This window comes from Bacillus sp. FSL M7-0003, from assembly GCF_038628485.1.
Taxonomy (GTDB): domain Bacteria; phylum Bacillota; class Bacilli; order Bacillales; family Bacillaceae; genus Bacillus; species Bacillus safensis.
The window spans coordinates 655,589-676,899 of sequence record NZ_CP152024.1 but is presented as its reverse complement, the minus strand read 5'-3'; the positions used below and the strand labels follow the sequence as shown (position 1 = coordinate 676,899).

Genomic DNA, 21,311 nt, shown 5'->3' with positions numbered 1-21,311 from the left:
TCCTTTCTACACAACAGATTTGACATCAGGCGCTAAAATGAGCGGCGCCTCTGTCGCCCTCATGACATCTTCCGGCTGAAACGGCGGCATGACTTCACGCAAAATGAGCAGCTGTGATTTGACCTCAATGACTGCCATATCCGTAATAATCAGATCTACACAAGACTTAGCAGTTAAGGGCAGCGTGCAGGCTGCTTTTATCTTAGATTGTCCATGTTTATCAAGGTGGCTCATCACAACCACCACCTTTTTCGCTTTTTGCGCAAGTTCAATGGCTCCACCCATACCCGGCACTCGTTTCCCTGGCACAATCCAATTGGCAAGATCCCCATGACTGCTGACTTCAAGTGCACCTAAAATGGTCATATCCAGCATCCCTTTGCGAATGATGCCAAAAGCAGTTGTGCTGTCCATATATGATCCGCCTTTTGTTAACGTAATGGGAAAACCCCCGGCATTGCACAAATTCGGATCTTCTTCCCCTCGTACTGGTGAAGCGCCTGCCCCCATAATGCCGTTTTCTGCATGCAGCCAAACGTTGTAATGCGCTGGAATGTAATCAGCCGCAAGGGTTGGGATGCCGATCCCAAGATTCACAATCATGCCATCTTCAATTTCCTGTGCCGCGCGTTTGGCTATGCGGTGTCTTAAATCGATGTCTCCCATGCCCATGTCCAGTTCACTCCTTTTGATTGCACGATCTGGTTCACAAATACGCCTGGCGTGACGATTTCCTCTGGATGAAGCCCGCCCACAGGCACAATCTCTTCTACTTCCGCAATGGTCCAGTCTCCTGCCATCGCCACAATCGGGTTTGTATTCCGTGCACTTTTATCAAAAATCAGGTTGCCTGCTTCATCTGCTTTGAGGGCATTCACAATCGCGATATCCGCAGTCAGTGCAGGCTCAAGAATATACTTCTTTCCATCCAGCTGAACCAATTGTTTCTCATCAAGATTGAGGCTATCCATGCCGACATCTGTCACAATGCCCGCTAAACCCATGCCGCCTGCCCTGATCTTTTCTACTAGAATGCCCTGCGGGTAAAAAAGAACGTCTAGTGTACCTGCCTGCATTTTCTGCCCGGCAATTGGATTTGAGCCAATATGAGAGGCAATGATTTTCTTCACTCTTCCTTCTGTGATCAGCCTGCCAACACCGATTTGCGGGAAGCCTGCATCATTTCCGATCAATGTCAGGTCTTTGATATTGGCTTCTAGGATGGCATTGATCAATGATGGCGGGGAGCCTACACCGCCAAACCCGCCAAACATAATGGTCATTCCGTCCTTAAAATGGGTGATCACTTCATCAAGACTCGCTGTTTTGTTCATCCTCTTTCCTCCCTACATGGCAGATGGGAAAAACCCTCGATTGATGACTTCTTGCTCGACCTGCGTCATTGTCTGCCCGAATAAATGAATCAGTTCATCCATCTCCTGCTGCGTAATAGAAAGCGGCGGTGCGATCATGACCGCTGCACCTCCTACGCCATCCTCTCCAGCGCTTGCTGGGTAAACAAGCAAACCATTTTGTTTGGCCGTCTCCACAACTAAATGTGTCATTTGAGCATGGGCAGGAAATGGTGTTTTCGATAATCGGTCTGCGACAAATTCAATGCCAATGAGCAGTCCCTTTCCTCTCACATCTCCTATGATGGAATGATTTGTTTGCAAATTCTTTAAAGCATTCATTAAATATCGGCCAGACAGATCAGCTCGTTCTGAAAGCTGGTGTTTTTTCATATATCGAATGACAGCCAGTGAGACGGCTGCTGAAAGCGGATTGCCGCTATAAGTGTGGCCTGCCATCACAGAGCCCGAACCGCTGAGAATCGGTGCAATCACATGATCCGCTGAGACAGCTGCCGCAATCGGTGAATAGCCGGCGCTCATGCCTTTTCCGAGTACCATAATATCTGGTACGACGCCCCAATGTTCCATGGCAAACATTTTCCCAGTTCGTCCAAAGCCTGTCATGACTTCATCTGCAATCATTAAAATATCGTTTTCCTCACAAACTCGCTTCATCGCCTGAAAATATCCATCTGGCGGAACAAGCGCCGCGCCCGCTGCTCCAACAATCGGCTCTGCAATAAAAGCCGCAATCCTCTCTTTTCCTATACGCTGGATGACGGTTTTAAATTCCTGTACATACCATTCGACCTGCTTGCTTTCTTCCTTTGGCAGCCACGAACGATAGCTGTATGGCGAAGACAGCACCGGGTGTTTTTCGAGCAGTGGTTCAAAGCGCTCTCTCCTTGCAATATGTCCTGACATCGACAGCGCACCGAGTGTGATGCCGTGATAACTCATCCATCTTGAGATGATGTGATTCTTCTCAGCCTTCCCCTGCTCCTGCCAATGCTGAATGGCAATTTTCATGGCGGTCTCTGTTGCCTCTGATCCGCTTCCGACAAAAAAAGACCAGTTCAGGTTCCCTGGGCAGAGCGTACTCAATTCATAGGCAAGTTCTTCTGCTGGTTCATTTGTGAATTGTGATCTGTACGTAAAGCTCACCTTTTCCGCTTGCTCTGTCATGGCATCAATGATGTCCCGTATGCCATGTCCAATACTCGCCGTGACAGCACCAGATGAGCCGTCTAAATATTTTTTCCCGTCCCGATCATATAAATAAATCCCCTCTCCTTTCACAGCCACAGGATAATGCTGATTCAACATCGGTTTGATTAAGTAATCCCGGGTCTCCACTTTGTCATTCCTCCCTCTCTCGTCAGCAGCTGCATCTTTCTTTTTTCATGAATCGCAAGAAAATTTTGTATACTTGTTATAAGATTAGCTTAATCAAGAGGGCAGTCATCCTCCATTCGCCACATGCCCGAATTTCACACGCATTTTTTATACATCGTGTATAAGAGTGTTCAAAAGGAGGTCATGAGTCTATGGCGATTCTCGTCAAAGATGCACTCTCGCTCGATATCATGAAGGAAACAAAGCTGCTTGCTGGGGAAAATGGACTAGACCGCCTCATTCAGTGGGTGACCATCGTGGAAATTATCGAAGATACTTCAAGGCTTTCAGAAGGGGAACTGCTCGTCACAACCGGCTTTGGACTTGCAGACAATCAGGAAAGGCGCACCCGGCTTGAGGAGCTGATTCAATCTCAACGTCTATCGGCCATTGCGATTTATAAAGGCGTATACTTAACGGAAATTCCGGCATCACTGATCGAAGCTGCCAAAAACAGCGGCATTCCACTCATCGAGATTCCTTCACATGTCAACTTCTCAGACATTACAAAAGCCGTCCTAGAGCAAATCGTCAGCAGCCAGCTCCATCAGCTTAAATATTCTTCAGCCATTCACCAAAGACTAACCCATTTAAATGTCAGCAATAAAAATGTCACACAAATTACAGATGAGCTGGCACATCTCACTTCGGCGAACATCGTTGTGCTTGATGTTTTTTTACAGCAAACAGCAGCTCATCTCATCAAAGATGAAGTGACGTACTCTCCTGCTTTTGGCTTTTTGACAGATCATGAACCAATCGAAACGACGCCTCTTCTCAAGCAGGCTGAGGAGAAAGGAAGGCTCGTTTATGACACGTGCGGTGCGTTTGTCCTCGCTGCATGTCCGGTGATTGCGATGGGCGATATTTTCGGATTTATTGTATCTTTAAAGAAAAAGGATGCGTGGCATCATCTCGACGCGATTGCCATCGAGCATGCCGGGGCGGTGTATGCGATTGAATGGCTGAAGCAAAAAGCCATTCAAGATACAGAAAACCAAATGCAAGGTCATTTGTTAGATGATATTTTGCAGCAGCAATATACAGAAGAAAGCTATGTGGTCGAACAGGCAACAAATCTGCAATACGATATGAGCGATGAGCAGGTGGTCATCTACTTTCAATTTCAGCATCAGCACACACAGCTCGATCACCAAATGATGCAGCGCCTATCTCAATTACTCACGTCGATATTTGAACGCAGACATATTCCTTTTTTACTTAAGACAAGGCTCGATTCCATTTTTGTTCTTACACCAGCAGGAAAAAAAGCCTTTCAAGAAGCGGAGTGGTATCGTGCAGCAGAAGAGTGCCGGAGCACTTGGTCTTATTTTTTTCCCATCCACCCGATTGTGATTGGCATTGGGAGAGCCTATGACCAGATCGGTCTCTTTTCAAAAAGCGCGAAGGAAGCGCAGTATGCAGCAAGGCTTCTTCCGCTTTTAAAGACAGACGAATGCATCATTCATTATCAAAAGCTCGGCTTATACGGGATGCTGCTTGAAATGAATGAAGCGGGTATGAATTTGCATGACTTTTACGTGGAGCTGTTAAGTCCCTTGCTTTATACGAAAAAACAGGGCGCTGACCTGATCCATACACTCGAAGTGTATTTGGCACACAATGAAAATATTCAAAAATCTGCGGGAGAATTGTTTATTCACAGACATACATTAAGCTACCGGCTGAAACAAATTGAAACGAGAACAGGCTGCAGCCTCAAATCCACAGATGATCGGATGAAGCTGCAGCTCAGTATCATGGCGTACCGCTTATCTGGTCTGCTTGATCAGATGAGAACCATTTCATGATTCATTCGGCGTTTTCACCCATAGATTCATATCTTCAATTTTGTCAAAAATATAGCAGTTGTTTTGGAAACGCCCGGTATACGTATAGCCGAGCTGATAAAACACTTGGTTCATTCCATAGGACAGTGCACGTGCGAGAGAATAAAAGACATAGATGTGCATGGATTGAAGTTCTTTTTCGAGTGCTAGAATCAAATGATGCATGAATCCTAGTTTTCTGTATGATGGAAGGGTCGCACAATCTGTTAATTCCGCATGACCATACGGCGCATTGATTTCAGCGGATGCTGCACTCACAATGTGACCGTCATGTTCAACGGCATAAAAGACGGTCCCTTCCTCCATCACCTTTTGGATGTAATCTGGCTCATTCATTGGCGTAGGATACGTTTCAAAAACGGTATCATAGAGCTTTGCCAGCTTGTGAATATCCTGCGTATCTGCTTTCCTCATCACAAACTCATCCTGCCACGTGCCTTGGTCTTTTTTGAGAGGCTTTTCCTGAATAGACGCAACAATTTCATCTTCCTTCAGCCAATACAGGCTGTTCATCCGATCCTCCGTCAGAAAGAGCGACATGCCGTACGCATCACTTCCAAGAAAATAATGAGAAAACACGCCTTCAAGCCGAAAGCCTTTTTCTAAAAAAAGAGACATATGCTCACGCCTGACTTTCACAATGACCTTAGAAGCCTTGCAGTCTGCCGCTTCCTTAAGAACCGACTGAATCACATCCCGCACCTTGCCGCTGTAGTCATCCAAACGGATTCGCTCATTAAATGAATCAATACAGATCGAGGCAGAAAAACGCTCGTTCGCAAGTTCCTTCAATTGCACCATATACTCATCCTCTCTTATAAATCAGCTAATAAAAAAAATCCAAATGGAAAATGAAACAATGACGATACCAGAAAAAATCGACATGATCATATACCGAATGGCTGAGTCTTTTTTGGCTTTGTTTTGCTTTCTCGCTTCATACATGATGAGATTTGAGAACAGTATAAATAAAATAAGTAACACGATTGCAAATAGAATAATTCCTTGAATGACCATGCTGCCTCCTCATAAACTCGTCATCCCATACTACTTCTTCATATTCGAGCATCATCCCTTCTCATGAACAAAAAACACCTTTCCATCTCATCAGATAGAAAGGTGTTTTGATTAAACGTTTTTCCCCGCAGCCTTCAGTGCACGGGCACCGATGTCACGGCGATAAAATAGACCTGGCTGTATGATTTCTTCAACCGCTTCATACACTCTTGATCTTGCCGCTTCAAATGTGTCGTCAAATGCGGTCACATTCGCTACACGTCCGCCATTTGTGACGAATTGATCGTTTTCTTTTTTTGTTCCTGCATGGAAGGTCACGACATCAGAGACAGTCGTTTGCAAGGCACCGATCGGTGTGCCTTTTGCATAGTCTTCTGGGTATCCTTCTGATGCAAGAACCACACTGACAGCCGCAGTGTCTTTCCACTGTAAGTCCACATCTTTTCCATCAAGAATATCGAGGAATACTTGGACTAAATCTGATTCAAGACGAGGGAGAACCACCTGCGTTTCAGGGTCGCCAAAGCGTGCATTGAATTCAATCACCTTTGAGCCTTCTGGTGTCAGCATTAAACCTGCATATAAAATGCCTGTAAATGGACGCCCTTCCTGCACCATCGCGCGAGCTGCCGGTTTCACAACATCTTCCACGGCTTTCTGAACCACTTCATCTGAAATTTGCGGAACTGGTGAATAAGCGCCCATTCCGCCAGTGTTCGGCCCTTTGTCATCTTCAAAGGCACGTTTGTGATCTTGCGCAATCACCATCGGGTACACCTTTTCTCCGTTGACAAAGGCCATGAGTGAAAATTCTTCGCCTGTTAAAAATTCTTCGATGACAACAGATGCACTTGCATCGCCAAACTTTTCATCCTCTAAGAAATCATGCAGACAATCGACCGCCTCTTCGAGCGTCATGGCCACTGTGACGCCTTTCCCTGCGGCAAGCCCGTCTGCTTTAATGACAATCGGCGCACCCTTTTCTTCCACATATGCTTTTGCTTCTTCAAACGATGTAAAGGCAGCGTAAGCGGCTGTTGGGATATCGTAGTTCTTCATTAAGTCTTTTGCAAATTCCTTTGAGCCTTCAATGACCGCAGCTTTTGCATTCGGTCCAAATACTTTTAGACCTGCTTCTTCAAATGCATCAACGATACCTGCGATTAAAGGGACCTCTGGACCGACAATGGTTAAGCCGATTTCGTTTTCTTTTGCAAAATGAATTAATGACTCATGATCGCCTTCGTCGATTGGTACAAGCTTCGCAGCATCTGTCATTCCATCATTGCCGGGTGCGACAAATACTTGGCTGACAAGTTCACTTTGATTCACTTTCCATGCGATGGTATGCTCTCTTCCGCCTCTGCCGATAATTAATACGTTCACACTGTCATCCCCTTAATGTTTGAAATGTCTAACGCCAGTGAAGACCATGGCGATGCCGTATTCATCTGCTTTTTGAATCGATTCTTCATCACGAATAGATCCGCCTGGCTGAATGATCGCTGTGACGCCTGCCTTTGCAGCAGCTTCCACTGTATCGCCCATTGGGAAGAATGCATCAGAGCCTAGTGCGCTTCCTTTTGCCTTTTCACCAGCTTGCTCAATTGCAATGTTAGCTGAGCCCACGCGGTTCATTTGACCAGCACCGATTCCTGCTGTCATTTGATCTTTCGCAAGGACAATAGCATTTGATTTCACATGCTTGACTACTTTCCAAGCAAGCTTTAAGTCTTTCCATTCGTCTTCTGTTGGTTCTCTTTTCGTTGGAATAGAAATCGTTGCTTCCTCTAAGCCGTACGTGTCAATATCCTGAACAAGCAGTCCGCCATGAACACTTGTCAGCTGTTTTTCTTTTTTCCCAAGATCTGCTTCTACATCTAATGTTAATAGACGAAGATTCTTTTTCGCTGTTAACACGTCAAGTGCTTCTTGGCTGAACGATGGGGCGATGACAATTTCTAAGAAAATCGTATGCAGCACCTCAGCCGTTTGTTTGTCTACTTCACGGTTAAGTGCCACAATGCCGCCAAAAATAGACGTCTCATCTGCTTTGAATGCTCTGTCAAATGCTTCTGCAATTGTTTCTCCTGTACCAACGCCGCACGGGTTCATATGCTTCACAGCAACAGCTGCTGGCTCCGTGAATTCACGTACAATTTGAAGAGCGGCATCTGCATCTTTGATATTGTTGTAGGAAAGTTCTTTTCCATGTAATTGCTTTGCAGTAGCCAAAGAACCTTTGGCTGGAAGAGCATTTTCATAGAAAGTCGCCGCTTGGTGCGGGTTTTCTCCATAACGAAGGGATTGTTTTTTCTCAAACGTGACAGTGAACTGTTCTGGCTCTGTTTCGCCCACAAAGTTTGTTAAGTAATCCGCAATCAGAGCATCGTATGCAGCCGTATGACGGAATACCTTTGCAGCGAGCTCACGTTTTTTCTCGAGTGACACGCCGCCTTCTTTGATTTGCTGGATGACTGTATCATAGTCACGAGGATCGACAATTACTGTGACGTCTTGGTGGTTTTTTGATGCTGCACGAAGCATTCCCGGTCCGCCAATATCAATGTTTTCAATCGCTTCTTCATACGTCACATCGTCTTTTGAGATCGTCTCTTTGAATGGATAGAGATTCACGACAACAAGATCAATCGGCTGAATGCCATGCTTCTCAATCTGTGCCATATGCTCATCGTTTTCTCTCACTGCTAAAAGCCCGCCATGAATGTTCGGGTGAAGTGTTTTGAGTCGTCCGTCCATGATTTCAGGGAATCCAGTGACTTCTGAAATTCCAATGACATCAATGCCGTTCTCTTGAAGAAGCTTATGTGTACCTCCAGTTGAAATCACTTCAACGCCAAGTTCTGTTAATTCTTTCACAAAAGGTACAAGATTCGTTTTATCGGAAACACTGATTAATGCGCGTTTGATCGTCATGCCTTCGTCACCTCATTAAGATAATTCTAAAAGTGATTTGATCACTTTTGGATATAGTGTGTGTTCTAGTTCATGCATTCTTTTTTCAATCGATTCAAGCTCTTCCCCTTGTTCGATGTAAATCGACGCTTGGTCAATGATCGGACCTGTATCCATGCCTTCATCGACAAAATGGACGGTGATGCCCGCCACTTTGACGCCTGCTTGATAGGCTTGTCCAATGGCATCCAGCCCTGGGAAGGCTGGCAGCAAGGACGGGTGGATATTGACAATTTTCCCTCTGAATGCTTCAAGTAATGTCGGACCAATCAGTCTCATATACCCAGCAAGGAAAATCCATTCCACTTCATGCAGCCTAAGCTGTTCAATGATCGTTTGTTCAAAAGCGGCTTTATTCGGAAAAGCCTTCGGGGTAAAGGCAAAGGAGGGAATGCCCTCTTTCTCAGCACGCTCCAGCACCTTTGCACCCGGTTTATCACAAATCACAATGGCGGCCTCTGCCTGCCACTGTTCTTTTTTTAATGTATCAATAATGGCTTGAAAATTCGTCCCGCTTCCAGAGGCGAAGATCGCAAACTTCTTCATGAGAGGCTTCCACCGCCGAATGTGACACCTTCTCCTTTTTGAACACGGCCGATGAGAAATGCTTTCTCTCCGTCTTCTTCAAGTCCTCTGATCACTTCGACAAGGTCATCTTCTTTTACCGCTAAGACAAAACCAATGCCCATATTAAACACGTTGAACATTTCTTCTGCCTTTAACTGTCCTTTTTCTTGAATAAAGGAGAAAATTGGCGGTACTGGCCATGAGCCGTTATCAACCTCAACGCCAAGCCCTTCAGGCAGCATACGCGGTAAATTTTCAATAAAGCCGCCGCCTGTCACATGTGCCATGCCGTCAATCTTGCCGGCTTTCACTTGTTTGAGAACAGGCTTCACATAAATTTTGGTCGGTTCAAGAAGCTCTTCTCCAAGCGGTCTTGTAAAAGGTTCATACGTTTGATGTAGATCCAGACCAGCGTCTTCCAGCAATACTTTACGAACGAGAGAGTACCCATTGCTATGAATTCCGCTTGAGCTGAGTCCGATAAGCAAGTGCCCCTCTTTGATGCTCTCTCCTGTCACGATTTCATCCTTTTCAACGACGCCTACTGAAAAACCAGCAATATCATATTCATCTTCTGTGTAAAGACCCGGCATTTCTGCTGTTTCTCCGCCGACAAGCGCTGAACCAGACTGCTCACAGCCGTCAGCCACACCTTTGACGATTGATTCAATTTTTATCGGATCTGCTTTTCCAACTGCTAAGTAATCTAAGAAAAAGAGCGGCTCTGCCCCTTGTGCCAGCACATCGTTCACACACATTGCCACGGCATCAACACCGATCGTATCGTGTTGATCCATTAAAAAGGCAAGCTTTAATTTTGTTCCGACACCATCTGTTCCTGAGACAAGAACGGGCTTTTTGTATGGCAGCTCAGATAAATCAAACATACCGCCAAATCCGCCTAGAGCACCCATGACGCCTGCTCTTTTTGTACGTTCTACGTGTGTTTTCATTCGTTTGACGGCTTCGTATCCTGCTTCGATGTCGACACCGGCGTTTTTATATGCTTCTGACATCCCATTCACTCCTTTTAGCTGCTTCTCTTCCATTTATTTTCAGCAGAATGAAAGAGCAGCATATCAAATCATCTTGACTGCTGCTCCTTTATTCGATTATTTCGTCAGTGCTGTTTCCTTCACATGCGGAAGAACAGTATCTTCATAAATTTCAGTCGGGTATTTCCCAGTAAAGCATGCTAAACATTGACCGCGCTGCGGATCCTCATACTTTCTGCCAATCCCGTCCATTAAACCGTCTACAGATAAAAATGCAATGGAGTCTGCACCGATTTCCTGTCTAATTTCTTCCACTGAATGAGAAGAAGCAATCAGCTCTTCATGTGTGGACGTATCAATTCCATAAAAACAAGGATGTGCGATTGGCGGTGAACTAATGCGGACATGGACTTCCGTCGCACCCGCTTCTCTTAGCATCGTCACAATGCGGCGGCTCGTAGTTCCGCGTACGATGGAATCATCGACCATCACGACACGTTTTCCTTCGACGACCCCGCGCACAGCTGACAGCTTCATGCGCACGCCCTGCTCACGCAATGCTTGAGACGGCTGGATAAAGGTCCGTCCGACATAACGGTTTTTAATTAAACCGAGCTCATATGGAATACCTGTTGCTTCGGCATATCCAATCGCTGCAGAAATACTCGAATCTGGTACACCTGTCACGACATCCGCTTCGACATGCGCTTCCTCGGCAAGCTTTTTGCCAAGATTCTTTCTCGCACTATGCACGTTGATGCCATTGATATTGCTGTCAGGTCTTGAGAAATAAATGTATTCCATGCTGCACATGCTGCGGTTAATGTTCATGGAGAAGCGTTCAGATTTCAGGCCTTCATCATTAATGATCAGCATTTCTCCAGGCTCTACATCTCGTAAATACGTGGCACCGACAACATCAAATGCACATGTTTCAGAAGCAACAACATACGCATCCCCAAGCATACCAAGTGAAAGCGGACGTAAGCCGTTCGGATCAAGAGCCACAATCATTTCTGTTTCCGTCATAATTAAGAAAGCATATGCGCCTTTAAGCATGGACAGAGCATTTTTGATCTGCTCTTTCAATTCAACATAGCCGCTGCGCTTAATTAAATGAGCAAGCACTTCAGTGTCAGAAGATGTTTGGAATATACTCCCCTGGTTCTCTAGCTGCTGCTTTAATTGCGTTGCATTCACTAAGTTCCCATTATGAGCAAGGGCAAGACTGCCGTTGTTTTGCGAGCGGAAGAAGAGGGGCTGCACATTTTCAAAGCCGCCTCCGCCTGCTGTCGCATACCGAACGTGTCCGATCGCACCTTTTCCTTTCAAATCCTTTAGCTCACCGTTTTGAAAGACTTCCGTAATCAGTCCAAGGCCTTTATGTGCCGTCAGGTTTTCACCATCTGTTGCAATGATTCCCGCACCCTCTTGTCCTCGGTGCTGAAGGCTATGCAATCCGTAATATGTGATTTGCGGGGCTTCTTCGTGTCCCCAAACCCCAAAGACGCCACACTCTTCGTTTAAGCCTCTGATTTCAGCAAGCATGGGATCGCTCCTTTCCATGCGCGTTCAAGCTCGTTGACCGCTGCATGAATCCATTGTTGTCCTTCTTGATTTTTGACAGTGAATACCCCATCATTTGTGACCGTTCCAACTTCTTTCGCATCTTTGACAGCCGCAGCAAACGCTTCGCGATGCTCTGGTTTCACTGTGACGACAAAACGTGACTGTGTTTCACTGAATAATGAAGCTTCGCTGTTTAAATCAATTTGGATATGAGCGCCAAGACCGTCTGTTCCAAATGTACTTTCAGCAAGTGCAACACCAAGACCGCCTTCAGACACATCGTGAGCTGATTGAACAAGTCCGTTTTGAATCGCAGCAAGAAGGGCTTCCTGACGAGTGAGCTCTACATCCAAATCAATTTCTGGTGCTTTTCCGTAAATACGGCCTTCTGTCATCTTTTGAAGCTCACTGCCTGCGAATTCTTCCTTCGTCTCACCAATGACGAAAATCACATCGCCAGCCTGCTGGAACGACTGCGTCGTAATATGAGCTGTATCTTCCACCAAACCAACCATCCCAATGACTGGTGTTGGGTAAATGGCTGTTCCATTTGATTCGTTATATAAAGAGACGTTACCACCGATAACTGGTGTGCTTAGCTTGCGACACGCTTCGCTAATACCGTCAGCAGATTTTTCAATTTGCCAGAAAATTTCTGGTTTTTCTGGGTTACCGAAGTTCAGGTTATCTGTTACTGCAAGCGGACGAGCGCCTGAGCACACAATGTTACGTGCTGCTTCTGCGACTGCGATTTTCCCGCCGACCTCTGGATCAAGGTACAGATAACGTGCGTTACAATCGGTTGTCATCGCAAGGGCTTTTTTCGTTCCGCGGATTCTTAAAACGCCCGCATCAGAGCCTGGTGCAACGACTGTATTTGTCCGAACCATGTAGTCATATTGGTCATAAACCCATTCTTTACTTGCAATTGTCGGCTGCTGAAGGAGCTGCTTTAACGTGTCGGCTGCATCTGTGATAGCAGGTGCTTCAACTTTTGTTTCTAAAAACTCACGATAGTATGCAGGCTCACTTGACGGTTTGTGATAAACCGGCGCTTCTTCTGCAAGTGCATCAACAGGAAGCTCACATACCACTTCACCTTGGTGAAGTAAGCGAAGCATTTTATCGTCTGTCACATGACCGACTGATACTGCTTCAAGATCGTATTTTTCAAAAATATCAATGATTTCTTGTTCACGGCCTTTTTCAATAACCAAAAGCATTCTCTCTTGAGATTCAGAGAGCATCATTTCATATGCTGACATGCCTGTCTCACGCTGCGGGATGAGATCTAGATTCATCTCGATACCAGAACCTGCTTTACTCGCCATTTCCGCACTTGAGCTTGTTAAGCCAGCCGCTCCCATATCCTGAATTCCAACGAGTGCATCGTTTTTGATGACTTCGAGGCACGCTTCAAGTAGCAGTTTTTCCATGAATGGATCGCCGACTTGAACTGCTGAGCGTTTTTCTTCTGATTCATCAGAAAATTCCTCAGACGCAAATGTTGCACCATGAATTCCGTCACGGCCCGTTTTGGCACCAACGTACATGACCGTGTTGCCGACACCTTTGGCCTGCCCTTTTTTGATGTCTTCATGGTTGATTAATCCAACACACATCGCATTTACGAGCGGGTTGCCTTCATAGCTTTGATCGAAATGAACTTCTCCGCCGACTGTTGGAATTCCGATACAGTTTCCATAGCCTGCGATCCCTGCCACTACTTCTTCAAACAAGTACTTCACGCGCGGTGAAGTCAGTTCACCAAAACGAAGAGAGTTTAATACAGCAATTGGACGCGCACCCATGGAGAATACATCACGGATAATTCCGCCGACACCTGTCGCCGCTCCTTGATACGGTTCAATCGCAGATGGATGGTTATGTGATTCGATTTTAAATACAACCGCTTGGTTGTCTCCAATATCAACGATTCCAGCGCCTTCCCCAGGACCTTGAAGGACGTGCTCTCCTTTTGTCGGGAATTTGCTTAAAACAGGCTTTGAGTTTTTATAACTGCAATGCTCTGACCACATGACAGAAAAAATGCCCGTTTCTGTGTAGTTTGGCAGCCTGCCAATAATGGATTCGATTAAAGCGAATTCTTCATCACTCAATCCCATTTGCTGATACAATTTCTCTTCTTTAATTTGCTTGTGACTTGGTTCAAGCAGTAGTGACATGAGTGTCCCTCCAATTTTTCACGATAGATTGAAACAATTTAAGTCCGTCTGCGCTGCCTAGTAATGAATCAACCGCGCGCTCAGGGTGCGGCATCATGCCGAGTACATTGCCCTCTTCATTCGTTACACCTGCAATACGATTCACACTACCGTTAATATCGTCTCCGTAAGTGAAAGCGATTTGGCCGCGTTCAATGAGCTTCGCTAAAGTGTCTTCGTCACAGTAGAAGTTGCCTTCACCGTGCGCTACAGGAATCGTAATGGATTCGCCTTTTTGATAACCGCTTGTAAATTGCGTTTCGTTGTTTTCTACAATGAGTTCAACTGGACGACAGATAAATTTCAAGTCTTTATTTCGTCTCATCGCACCCGGAAGAATACCTAGCTCCTGAAGAATTTGGAACCCGTTACAAACACCAAGAACAGGTTTTCCTTCCTCAGCTGCTTTTTTCACCGCCGGCATGATGTTTGAGAAGCGGGCGATCGCACCACATCTTAAGTAATCCCCATAAGAGAAACCGCCTGGTACGAGTACACCGTCAAATCCGTCAAGACTCGTTTCGTCGTGCCATACATATTCAACTTGTTCACCTAACTCATCTTGAATCGCATGGTACATATCGATATCACAGTTAGAGCCAGGCAAGACGATCACTGCAAACTTCACTGTGCGACAACCTCCTCCACCTCATAGCGGTAATCTTCAATCACCGTGTTGGCAAGTAATTTTTCGCACATTTCTTTGACGACTGTGTCTAAATCACGATCTGATTTTTCAATGACAAGCTCCATGTATTTCCCGATACGGACATCCTTTACTTCCTGATAAGACATGCTGTGCAAAGCATGCTGCACGGCACTTCCTTGAGGATCAAGAACGCTCTCTTTTAAGCTGACAAAAATTTTCACTTTATACATGTTTATGGCCTCCAAGTCTTTTGAAAATTTCTTCGTATGCATTCGTTAAGCCGCCTAGGTTTCGTCTGAACACATCTTTATCAAGCTTTTCGTTTGTATCTTTGTCCCAAAGCCTGCACGTATCAGGTGAAATCTCATCAGCTAGCAAAATACGATTCTCGTGATCTATTCCGAATTCAAGCTTGAAATCAATTAAATTCACATGACAGTCTGAGAAGATTTGCTTTAACTCTTCATTCACTTGTCTTGTGATCTGTTTCATTTCCTCGACCTGCTCAGGTGTCGCTGCATGTAAAATGCGAATATGATCTTCTGTAATGAGCGGATCGCCGAGCGCATCATCTTTGTAGTAAAACTCAATCAAAGGTGTGTCCAGTTTCGTTCCCTCTGGAATGCCAAGGCGTTTTGACATGCTGCCTGCCACTACATTTCGTACAACCACTTCAAGCGGAACAATCTGTACCTTTTGAATGAGCTGCTCTGTTTCAGTAAGGCGTTTCACAAAGTGATTGTTGATTCCTTTCTCATGCAGCATTTGAAAGATTAAGCTCGAAATTTCGTTGTTCAGTCTGCCTTTGCCTTCGATTTCGGCTTTCTTTTCGCCGTTAAATGCTGTAGCTGAGTCTTTATATTCGACATATAAAATATGCTCGTCATCGGTCTGATAGATTCTTTTCGCTTTGCCTTCGTAGAGAAGTTCTTGTTTCACAGTCATTCAGGTTGGCCTCCTAATTTGAATGTTGGCAATTTTCAGGATTGGGCGCCTGGCAAGCAGGCGGCCCATTTCTTACGCAAGACCTAGACGTTCGAAAATCATATCGACATTTTTCAAATGATAGTTGTAATCGAAGCAGTCAGCGATTTGTTCCGGTGTTAAGCGTGACGTGATTTTTTCTTCTGCTTCTACTAATGAACGGAACGGTACTTGCTTCTCCCACGCTTCCATTGCCTTTGGCTGAACCGTGTCATATGCCTCTTCACGTGCCATGCCTGTATCGATTAATGCAAGAAGAACGCGCTGTGAGTAAATTAAGCCAAGTGTGCGGTCCATGTTGCGTTTCATATTTTCAGGGAAAACCGTTAAGTTTTTCACGATGTTTGAGAAACGGTTGAGCATGTAGTTCAGTGCAATCGTTGCATCTGGTAAAATGATGCGCTCAGCAGATGAATGAGAAATATCACGCTCATGCCAAAGCGGTACATTTTCGTAAGCTGTCAGCATATATCCACGGATCACGCGGGCAATTCCCGTCATATTTTCAGAGCCGATTGGGTTACGCTTATGCGGCATCGCTGATGATCCTTTTTGTCCTTTTGCAAAGAACTCTTCTACTTCACGTGTTTCACTCTTTTGAAGACCACGAATTTCAACAGCAAATTTCTCAATGCTCGTTGCGACTAAAGCAAGAGTAGCCATGTAATCTGCATGGCGGTCACGCTGCAAGGTTTGGGTTGAAATTGGTGCAGCTTTGATGCCAAGTTTCTCACATACATATTGCTCAACAAACGGGTCGATGTTCGCATATGTGCCAACAGCTCCAGAGATTTTGCCATATTCAATGCCAGCTTTTGCTTGTTTAAAACGTTCTAAGTTACGCTTCATTTCCTCGTACCAAAGAGCAAGCTTCAGGCCAAATGTTGTCGGTTCAGCGTGTACACCGTGTGTACGGCCCATCATGACGGTATATTTGTGCTCTTTTGCTTTTTCTTTTAGTATGTCAACAAATCTCTCAATGTCCTTGAGCAAGATATCGTTCGCCTGTTTTAATAGATATGAAAGCGCCGTATCCACTACGTCTGTCGATGTTAATCCGTAATGAACCCACTTTCTTTCTTCTCCTAGAGATTCAGAGACAGCACGCGTAAAGGCAACCACGTCGTGGCGCGTGTCTTGTTCAATCTCTAAAATACGTCCAATATCAAAGCTTGCATTTTTGCGCATTGTCACAACGTCTTCTTTCGGAATGACGCCAAGCTCTGCCCAAGCTTCACAAGCGAGAATTTCTACTTCAAGCCATGCATTAAATTTGTTTTCCTCTGTCCAGATTGCTGACATTTCTGGTCGTGCGTAACGTTCGATCATTTCCCGTTTCCTCCATCTCTTTCAGTCCATATCTTTGTGATGTTTGTCATCCACTCATCATCGAGCTGTTTCATAAACGTCATATGCCCCATTTTGCGGCCGGCTTTTACTTCATGCTTTCCATATAGATAAAGCTTCGCTTCTTTGAGAAGCTCAGGATGCTCTTTTGGAATGTCCACTTCATCGCCTAATAAATTCACCATCATTCCCTCTGATAAAAGGGCTGTACCGCCAAGCGGCAAACCACATATAGCGCGGACGTGCTGTTCAAACTGACTTGTCTCACATAAATCGAGTGTATAATGACCAGAATTATGCGGGCGCGGTGCCAGTTCATTGACGAGCAGCTTTCCGTCATTTGTCAGGAACAGTTCTACAGCAAGAGTACCAACCAGCCCCAGCTTTTCAGCTAGTGTTGTTGCCAATTCTTTCGCCTTCTCCTGAATGCGGTTCTCTACCCTTGCAGGCACAATGCTTTGGAACAAAATATTATGCTTATGAATGTTCTCAGCGACTGGGAATACTGCAATCTCTCCATGAACAGAACGAGTGACGATCACCGAGAGCTCCATTTGAAATGGAACCCAGCTTTCTAAAATACAAGTTCCATGTGTGAGCAGTGCAGCTGCTTCCTGAAGCTGTTCTTTTTCTTTAATGACGTACTGTCCTTTTCCGTCGTAGCCGCCTCTGCATGTTTTCAGCACGGCTGGCAAACCAAGCACGTCCACTGCGTCTTCCAGCTCTTTTTCATCATGAATGATGCGGTAAGGCGCTACTTCACAGCCTGCGTCTACAATTCCTTTTTTCTCGGTCTCACGATTTTGAGTTAAAAGGAGAAGGTCGCTTCCTTGTGGTAAATAGGCTTCTTCCTTCAGCTGATTGAGTGCATCATAATCAATATTTTCAAACTCATAAGTCACCACATCGCTGATGTCTGCCAGCTTTCGAATCGCTTCAAGGTCACTATATGCGGCTGTGATTTCTTTATCGGCAACCTGTCCGCAAGGAGATTGTGCAACTGGGTCTAGAACTGCTGCCCGGTACCCCATTTGCTTTGCGCTGACAGCCATGTATCTGCCAAGCTGTCCGCCGCCAATGATCCCGATGGTTGCGTTTGGAAAAATGGTCTGCTTAGCCAAGCTGATCACTGCTTTCTAGTACAGTCTGTTTTGTCTGTTCTCTTCTTTCTTCAAGGCGAGCTGCGACCTTTTCATCAAATGCTGAAATCATTTGTGCGGCAAGAAGGCCTGCATTTGTTGCACCGGCTTTGCCAATGGCTACTGTAGCAACTGGTACACCGCCTGGCATTTGAACAATGGATAATAAGGAATCCAGCCCGTTTAGTGCCTTTGATTGTACAGGCACACCAATGACCGGCAGTGTCGTTTTTGCTGCGACCATCCCCGGTAAATGTGCTGCGCCTCCAGCACCGGCAATGATGACCTTTAGTCCTTTACCTCTTGCTTCAGTCGCATATTCAAACATCAAGTCAGGTGTCCGGTGTGCGGATACTACCTGTTTTTCATACGGAATGTTTAATTCCTCTAAGATGTCGCACGCATTTTTCATTGTTTCCCAATCAGATGTACTTCCCATGATGACACCTACAAGCGGCTTCATTTTGTCCCCACCTTTAAGCTGATATTCGATTTTGTATCGTTTGACACGCTTCCCAAACCTAAGCAGCTTGTCAAACGCCGAACAAAAAGGCCCGGTCTGTATTGCAATGTTAGGAAGCAACACAAACCGGGCCATGGTAAGCGCTGTTCGCTTTTGAAACGCCATGTCAGTTTTGTTCACTATCCTGCATAGTCCAGTCATTTACGGTAACTGGGTAGAAACTTATGGGCCATATTCCCAAGATTATATGAGGCTCGTGTTTTGATTTCATGTTTATCTTAACAACGGATGTTCATGATGTCAACGGATTTATCGAACAATCTATGAAGTCGTCGTTTTAATGTTCGGATTTAGACTATTTTTCCTTCAAATACGATTTTTTTCCCAATCGGAATGATCTGAATCGACCCATTTTCCTTCTTTTCTTGAAAAATCGGTTCCTCCATTCGACGGACAGGCGAGTAGCCTTCCGCTGCCATCTGGGACAACACTTGATCAATCGTCATGTTGTCTTCCACATAGAATTTTTTCTTCTTTGGTTTTGCGGTCATTCTTTAATTCTCCTTTTCTTCACAGCCTTCACCCAGAAGCCGCCGTGAATCGATTTGGGCTCATATGAAATGATAAACGCCTTTGAATCCAGCGTCTTAATCGTTTCATATAATTGCAGTTCATATTTTCTCGGAGTTAAAATTTGCAATGCTGTCCGGTCTCCTTCAAGACCGCCTGCTACCCAGCTGGTGACACCATATCCTTTTTCTCTCAATTGTCTTGGGAGATCGACATCCAATTCTTTTGTGATCACGTTAACAGTTGTGTAGCCAAGTGCCAGCTTCTCTTCAATTTTCATCCCGACAATGATCCCCATCCCATAACCTAGCGCATACGCAATGACATTTTGTATTTGATCTAAGTTATCTAAAACGATACTTAACCCAATGACATAAATGAGCATTTCGATCGTACCCGCAAAAGCAGCTGCGTACCGTCTGCCTTTCATCGTTAAAATCAAACGCATGGTGGAAAAAGAAACATAAACAATATTAATCACTAAAATGATTAAAACCATGGTGAACGCATTGGATAAAAGTTGTTGAAGCACGATTCGAACCCCCTGCACTAAAAAATCAAATAAAGCACCCCATATTCTACTAGAGAACATACCTTGATACAATCAAATTTACGCGATCAAAACACATATATCTTTCGACAACAAGGATGGTGTTTGTTACCAAGAGTTTACCCGTTTTTTTCTCTTCTCAACATGAAAACCTCCTTTTTCAAAAAAGGAGGTTTTCAGTGTGTTTTATCCAAATCGAACAGGAACAAGTGATGGAATCAAATACTCCCCGACTATGCCCCAGAGCAGCGCGATGATAACAAGCTCAACCAATAAAAAGGCCCAGCCCGCATACATCAAATCTCCATGTTCGGCATCATGCTCCGATTGAATCGAGCGAAAGAGCACGATCGCAATCAACTGGAGGCCGACAAACATCATCACAGATATTATGACGGTCACATATGGAATATTCAGCATGGCAAATACAAGCCAAAGGATGGATAAAACCAACACCGGCACAAGCGCAGCACCAAACTTCATGATCACTTCTTTCAGTGATATGTTGCCTTTTAGCATGTACTTTCCGAGCAGCCAGACGGTAAGCATCATCAATGTCAACACAATGAGTGTAAAGACTGCCACTCTCAAAAAGGCGTCGCCAAAAGAATAATGAATGCCAAAGCCTAATAAACGGGTCTTTGACGCCTTTAATTGAACATAGTTGCCTAAAGCAAAAAACACGCTGAATAACACAATCGAGATCCAGGCGTACTTCATACGCAATGTTTCCGCTTGATTAATGGCCCGGCTCGGTGATTTTAACATCGCCAGTCCATATGAACCATACCGCTTAAACGCGCCTCCTACACCTTGCAGTATACGCTGGATAGCTGAGCGCTCATCATCCGCTGTTTTTGAGGTTCTTCCTCGTTTTGCAGCGCTGCGGCTGAGGCGGGATTGCCTTGTTTCTTGATCTATTGATGACTCTTCGTTTTTCTTTTCAGATGTCCCCTGATCTTGATCTTTCTCTAACATCTCATATCAACTCCTATCCAATCCTTACAGTGCTAAAAGTGCATGAACTGTTCGGATGACTCCTCTTAAAGTAGCGGAGTCTCTCTATTCAGTCAAGATTCCTTGACGTTCATACGAATAGACGGATAAAAGGCAGCAGAGGTTTTAAAATGGAGAGAAAATAAGACAAAACAAAAAAGCTGACGGCCTCCATCAGCTTTTTATCAATGTTGAAATTCATGATCAACGATATTGACTCCGCTTTCCTTGCTGAACCCGGAGATTCTCCTGATGAGCGGGGAACCGAGTCTTCTTGGTCGTATCAACCTGTGTAATATGTCCATTATGAATGGTGATGACCACTGATCCATAGTCGATCCCTTTTAAGGCAGATAAAATATAATTCAGCTTTTGTTCATCCATCGCTCATCCCCCTATTTTTGTTTTCGCTCTTTTAAATAGAGAACCTCATTTTCCAGCTCATGAATCGTGTAATGCATGAGTGCTTCCTGCCCTTCTTCATGCCCCCATAAAAGGAGCTTTTGAATCAGCACCTGCTTTTTTCGTTCAATCACCTGTCGAAGCCAGCGTGACAAAAGACATCTCCTCCCCTTTTGAATGTCTGCAAGAAAAAAAGGCACCCTGAAACCTTCTATTAAAAAGGAAATCAAAGCGCCTTTGGTGATCCAATCAGCGAATTATG

At 45.0% G+C, this 21,311-nt stretch carries 23 protein-coding genes and 1 riboswitch; of the genes, 1 reads left to right on the top strand and 22 read right to left on the bottom strand.

Features of this window, described 5'->3' with window-relative positions; translation table 11 throughout:
- Positions 1-6: 6 nt before the first annotated feature.
- The 3 genes from MHI23_RS03370 to MHI23_RS03360 are packed head-to-tail and all read right to left on the bottom strand — an operon-like array spanning position 7 to position 2,711.
- Entirely contained in the window at positions 7-672 is a 666-nt protein-coding gene (locus MHI23_RS03370; RefSeq protein WP_268422439.1) for a 3-oxoacid CoA-transferase subunit B, read from the bottom strand.
- Complete coding sequence (locus tag MHI23_RS03365) at positions 648-1,334, bottom strand: CoA transferase subunit A (protein ID WP_268422441.1); 687 nt, start codon at positions 1,332-1,334, stop codon at positions 648-650. The genes MHI23_RS03370 and MHI23_RS03365 overlap by 25 nt, the downstream gene beginning before the upstream one ends.
- A 12-nt stretch (positions 1,335-1,346) precedes the next feature.
- Positions 1,347-2,711 carry an aspartate aminotransferase family protein gene (locus MHI23_RS03360; protein ID WP_342492284.1) on the bottom strand — a complete coding sequence of 455 codons (1,365 nt, stop codon included), beginning with the start codon at positions 2,709-2,711 and terminating at the stop codon, positions 1,347-1,349.
- Between the two features lie 191 nt (positions 2,712-2,902).
- Between MHI23_RS03360 and MHI23_RS03355 the strand changes: the two genes are divergently transcribed.
- Positions 2,903-4,561, top strand: coding sequence for a PucR family transcriptional regulator ligand-binding domain-containing protein (locus tag MHI23_RS03355; protein ID WP_342492283.1), 1,659 nt, complete (start codon positions 2,903-2,905; stop codon positions 4,559-4,561).
- On the opposite strand, the gene ablB is transcribed toward MHI23_RS03355, so the two are convergent.
- From ablB to MHI23_RS03260, 19 genes are all read right to left on the bottom strand, one after another.
- Entirely contained in the window at positions 4,556-5,401 is an 846-nt protein-coding gene (gene ablB / locus MHI23_RS03350; RefSeq protein ID WP_125587213.1) for a putative beta-lysine N-acetyltransferase, read from the bottom strand. The genes MHI23_RS03355 and ablB overlap by 6 nt on opposite strands.
- A gap of 21 nt (positions 5,402-5,422) precedes the next feature.
- Positions 5,423-5,617 carry a hypothetical protein gene (locus MHI23_RS03345; protein ID WP_125587212.1) on the bottom strand — a complete coding sequence of 65 codons (195 nt, stop codon included), beginning with the start codon at positions 5,615-5,617 and terminating at the stop codon, positions 5,423-5,425.
- A 111-nt stretch (positions 5,618-5,728) separates the two neighbouring features.
- The gene (gene purD, locus MHI23_RS03340; RefSeq protein ID WP_103132270.1) at positions 5,729-7,003 is read right to left on the bottom strand and encodes a phosphoribosylamine--glycine ligase; all 1,275 of its coding nucleotides are present in this window, start codon (positions 7,001-7,003) and stop codon (positions 5,729-5,731) included.
- Positions 7,004-7,015: 12 nt separating this feature from the next.
- Positions 7,016-8,554, bottom strand: a complete 1,539-nt coding sequence (gene purH / locus MHI23_RS03335; protein ID WP_025092624.1) for a bifunctional phosphoribosylaminoimidazolecarboxamide formyltransferase/IMP cyclohydrolase — start codon at positions 8,552-8,554, stop codon at positions 7,016-7,018.
- A 15-nt stretch (positions 8,555-8,569) separates the two neighbouring features.
- Positions 8,570-9,139, bottom strand: a complete 570-nt coding sequence (gene purN / locus MHI23_RS03330) for a phosphoribosylglycinamide formyltransferase (protein WP_095407892.1) — start codon at positions 9,137-9,139, stop codon at positions 8,570-8,572.
- Complete coding sequence (gene purM / locus MHI23_RS03325; protein ID WP_342492282.1) at positions 9,136-10,176, bottom strand: phosphoribosylformylglycinamidine cyclo-ligase; 1,041 nt, start codon at positions 10,174-10,176, stop codon at positions 9,136-9,138. The genes purN and purM overlap by 4 nt, the downstream gene beginning before the upstream one ends.
- Before the next feature lie 96 nt (positions 10,177-10,272).
- Positions 10,273-11,703, bottom strand: a complete 1,431-nt coding sequence (purF, locus tag MHI23_RS03320) for an amidophosphoribosyltransferase (protein WP_327831409.1) — start codon at positions 11,701-11,703, stop codon at positions 10,273-10,275.
- Positions 11,679-13,910, bottom strand: coding sequence for a phosphoribosylformylglycinamidine synthase subunit PurL (purL, locus tag MHI23_RS03315; RefSeq protein ID WP_044335226.1), 2,232 nt, complete (start codon positions 13,908-13,910; stop codon positions 11,679-11,681). The genes purF and purL overlap by 25 nt, the downstream gene beginning before the upstream one ends.
- Positions 13,894-14,577 carry a phosphoribosylformylglycinamidine synthase subunit PurQ gene (purQ, locus tag MHI23_RS03310; protein ID WP_024424510.1) on the bottom strand — a complete coding sequence of 228 codons (684 nt, stop codon included), beginning with the start codon at positions 14,575-14,577 and terminating at the stop codon, positions 13,894-13,896. The genes purL and purQ overlap by 17 nt, the downstream gene beginning before the upstream one ends.
- A complete protein-coding gene (purS, locus tag MHI23_RS03305) occupies positions 14,574-14,828 on the bottom strand; it encodes a phosphoribosylformylglycinamidine synthase subunit PurS (protein ID WP_003214349.1) in 255 nt (84 codons plus the stop codon). The genes purQ and purS overlap by 4 nt, the downstream gene beginning before the upstream one ends.
- Positions 14,821-15,543, bottom strand: a complete 723-nt coding sequence (gene purC / locus MHI23_RS03300) for a phosphoribosylaminoimidazolesuccinocarboxamide synthase (RefSeq protein ID WP_046314143.1) — start codon at positions 15,541-15,543, stop codon at positions 14,821-14,823. The genes purS and purC overlap by 8 nt, the downstream gene beginning before the upstream one ends.
- 72 nt (positions 15,544-15,615) lie before the next feature.
- Positions 15,616-16,911, bottom strand: a complete 1,296-nt coding sequence (gene purB, locus MHI23_RS03295; protein ID WP_008355754.1) for an adenylosuccinate lyase — start codon at positions 16,909-16,911, stop codon at positions 15,616-15,618.
- The gene (gene purK / locus MHI23_RS03290) at positions 16,908-18,050 is read right to left on the bottom strand and encodes a 5-(carboxyamino)imidazole ribonucleotide synthase (RefSeq protein ID WP_111927667.1); all 1,143 of its coding nucleotides are present in this window, start codon (positions 18,048-18,050) and stop codon (positions 16,908-16,910) included. Before purK ends, purB begins: the two co-directional genes overlap by 4 nt.
- The gene (gene purE, locus MHI23_RS03285; protein ID WP_024424506.1) at positions 18,043-18,531 is read right to left on the bottom strand and encodes a 5-(carboxyamino)imidazole ribonucleotide mutase; all 489 of its coding nucleotides are present in this window, start codon (positions 18,529-18,531) and stop codon (positions 18,043-18,045) included. The genes purK and purE overlap by 8 nt, the downstream gene beginning before the upstream one ends.
- A 169-nt stretch (positions 18,532-18,700) precedes the next feature.
- A riboswitch (purine riboswitch) is annotated at positions 18,701-18,802 on the bottom strand.
- 79 nt (positions 18,803-18,881) lie between these two features.
- Positions 18,882-19,082, bottom strand: a complete 201-nt coding sequence (locus MHI23_RS03280) for an NETI motif-containing protein (RefSeq protein WP_012009137.1) — start codon at positions 19,080-19,082, stop codon at positions 18,882-18,884.
- Positions 19,079-19,633, bottom strand: coding sequence for a DUF2179 domain-containing protein (locus MHI23_RS03275; RefSeq protein ID WP_024424505.1), 555 nt, complete (start codon positions 19,631-19,633; stop codon positions 19,079-19,081). Before MHI23_RS03275 ends, MHI23_RS03280 begins: the two co-directional genes overlap by 4 nt.
- Positions 19,634-19,837: 204 nt before the next feature.
- A complete protein-coding gene (locus tag MHI23_RS03270) occupies positions 19,838-20,629 on the bottom strand; it encodes a hypothetical protein (protein ID WP_125587209.1) in 792 nt (263 codons plus the stop codon).
- Positions 20,630-20,851: 222 nt separating this feature from the next.
- A complete protein-coding gene (locus MHI23_RS03265; RefSeq protein WP_024424503.1) occupies positions 20,852-21,031 on the bottom strand; it encodes a YezD family protein in 180 nt (59 codons plus the stop codon).
- Positions 21,032-21,042: 11 nt separating this feature from the next.
- Positions 21,043-21,204: a hypothetical protein gene (locus MHI23_RS03260; RefSeq protein WP_162860200.1), complete on the bottom strand. Its 162-nt coding sequence runs from the start codon at positions 21,202-21,204 to the stop codon at positions 21,043-21,045.
- Between the last annotated feature and the right edge of the window lie 107 nt (positions 21,205-21,311).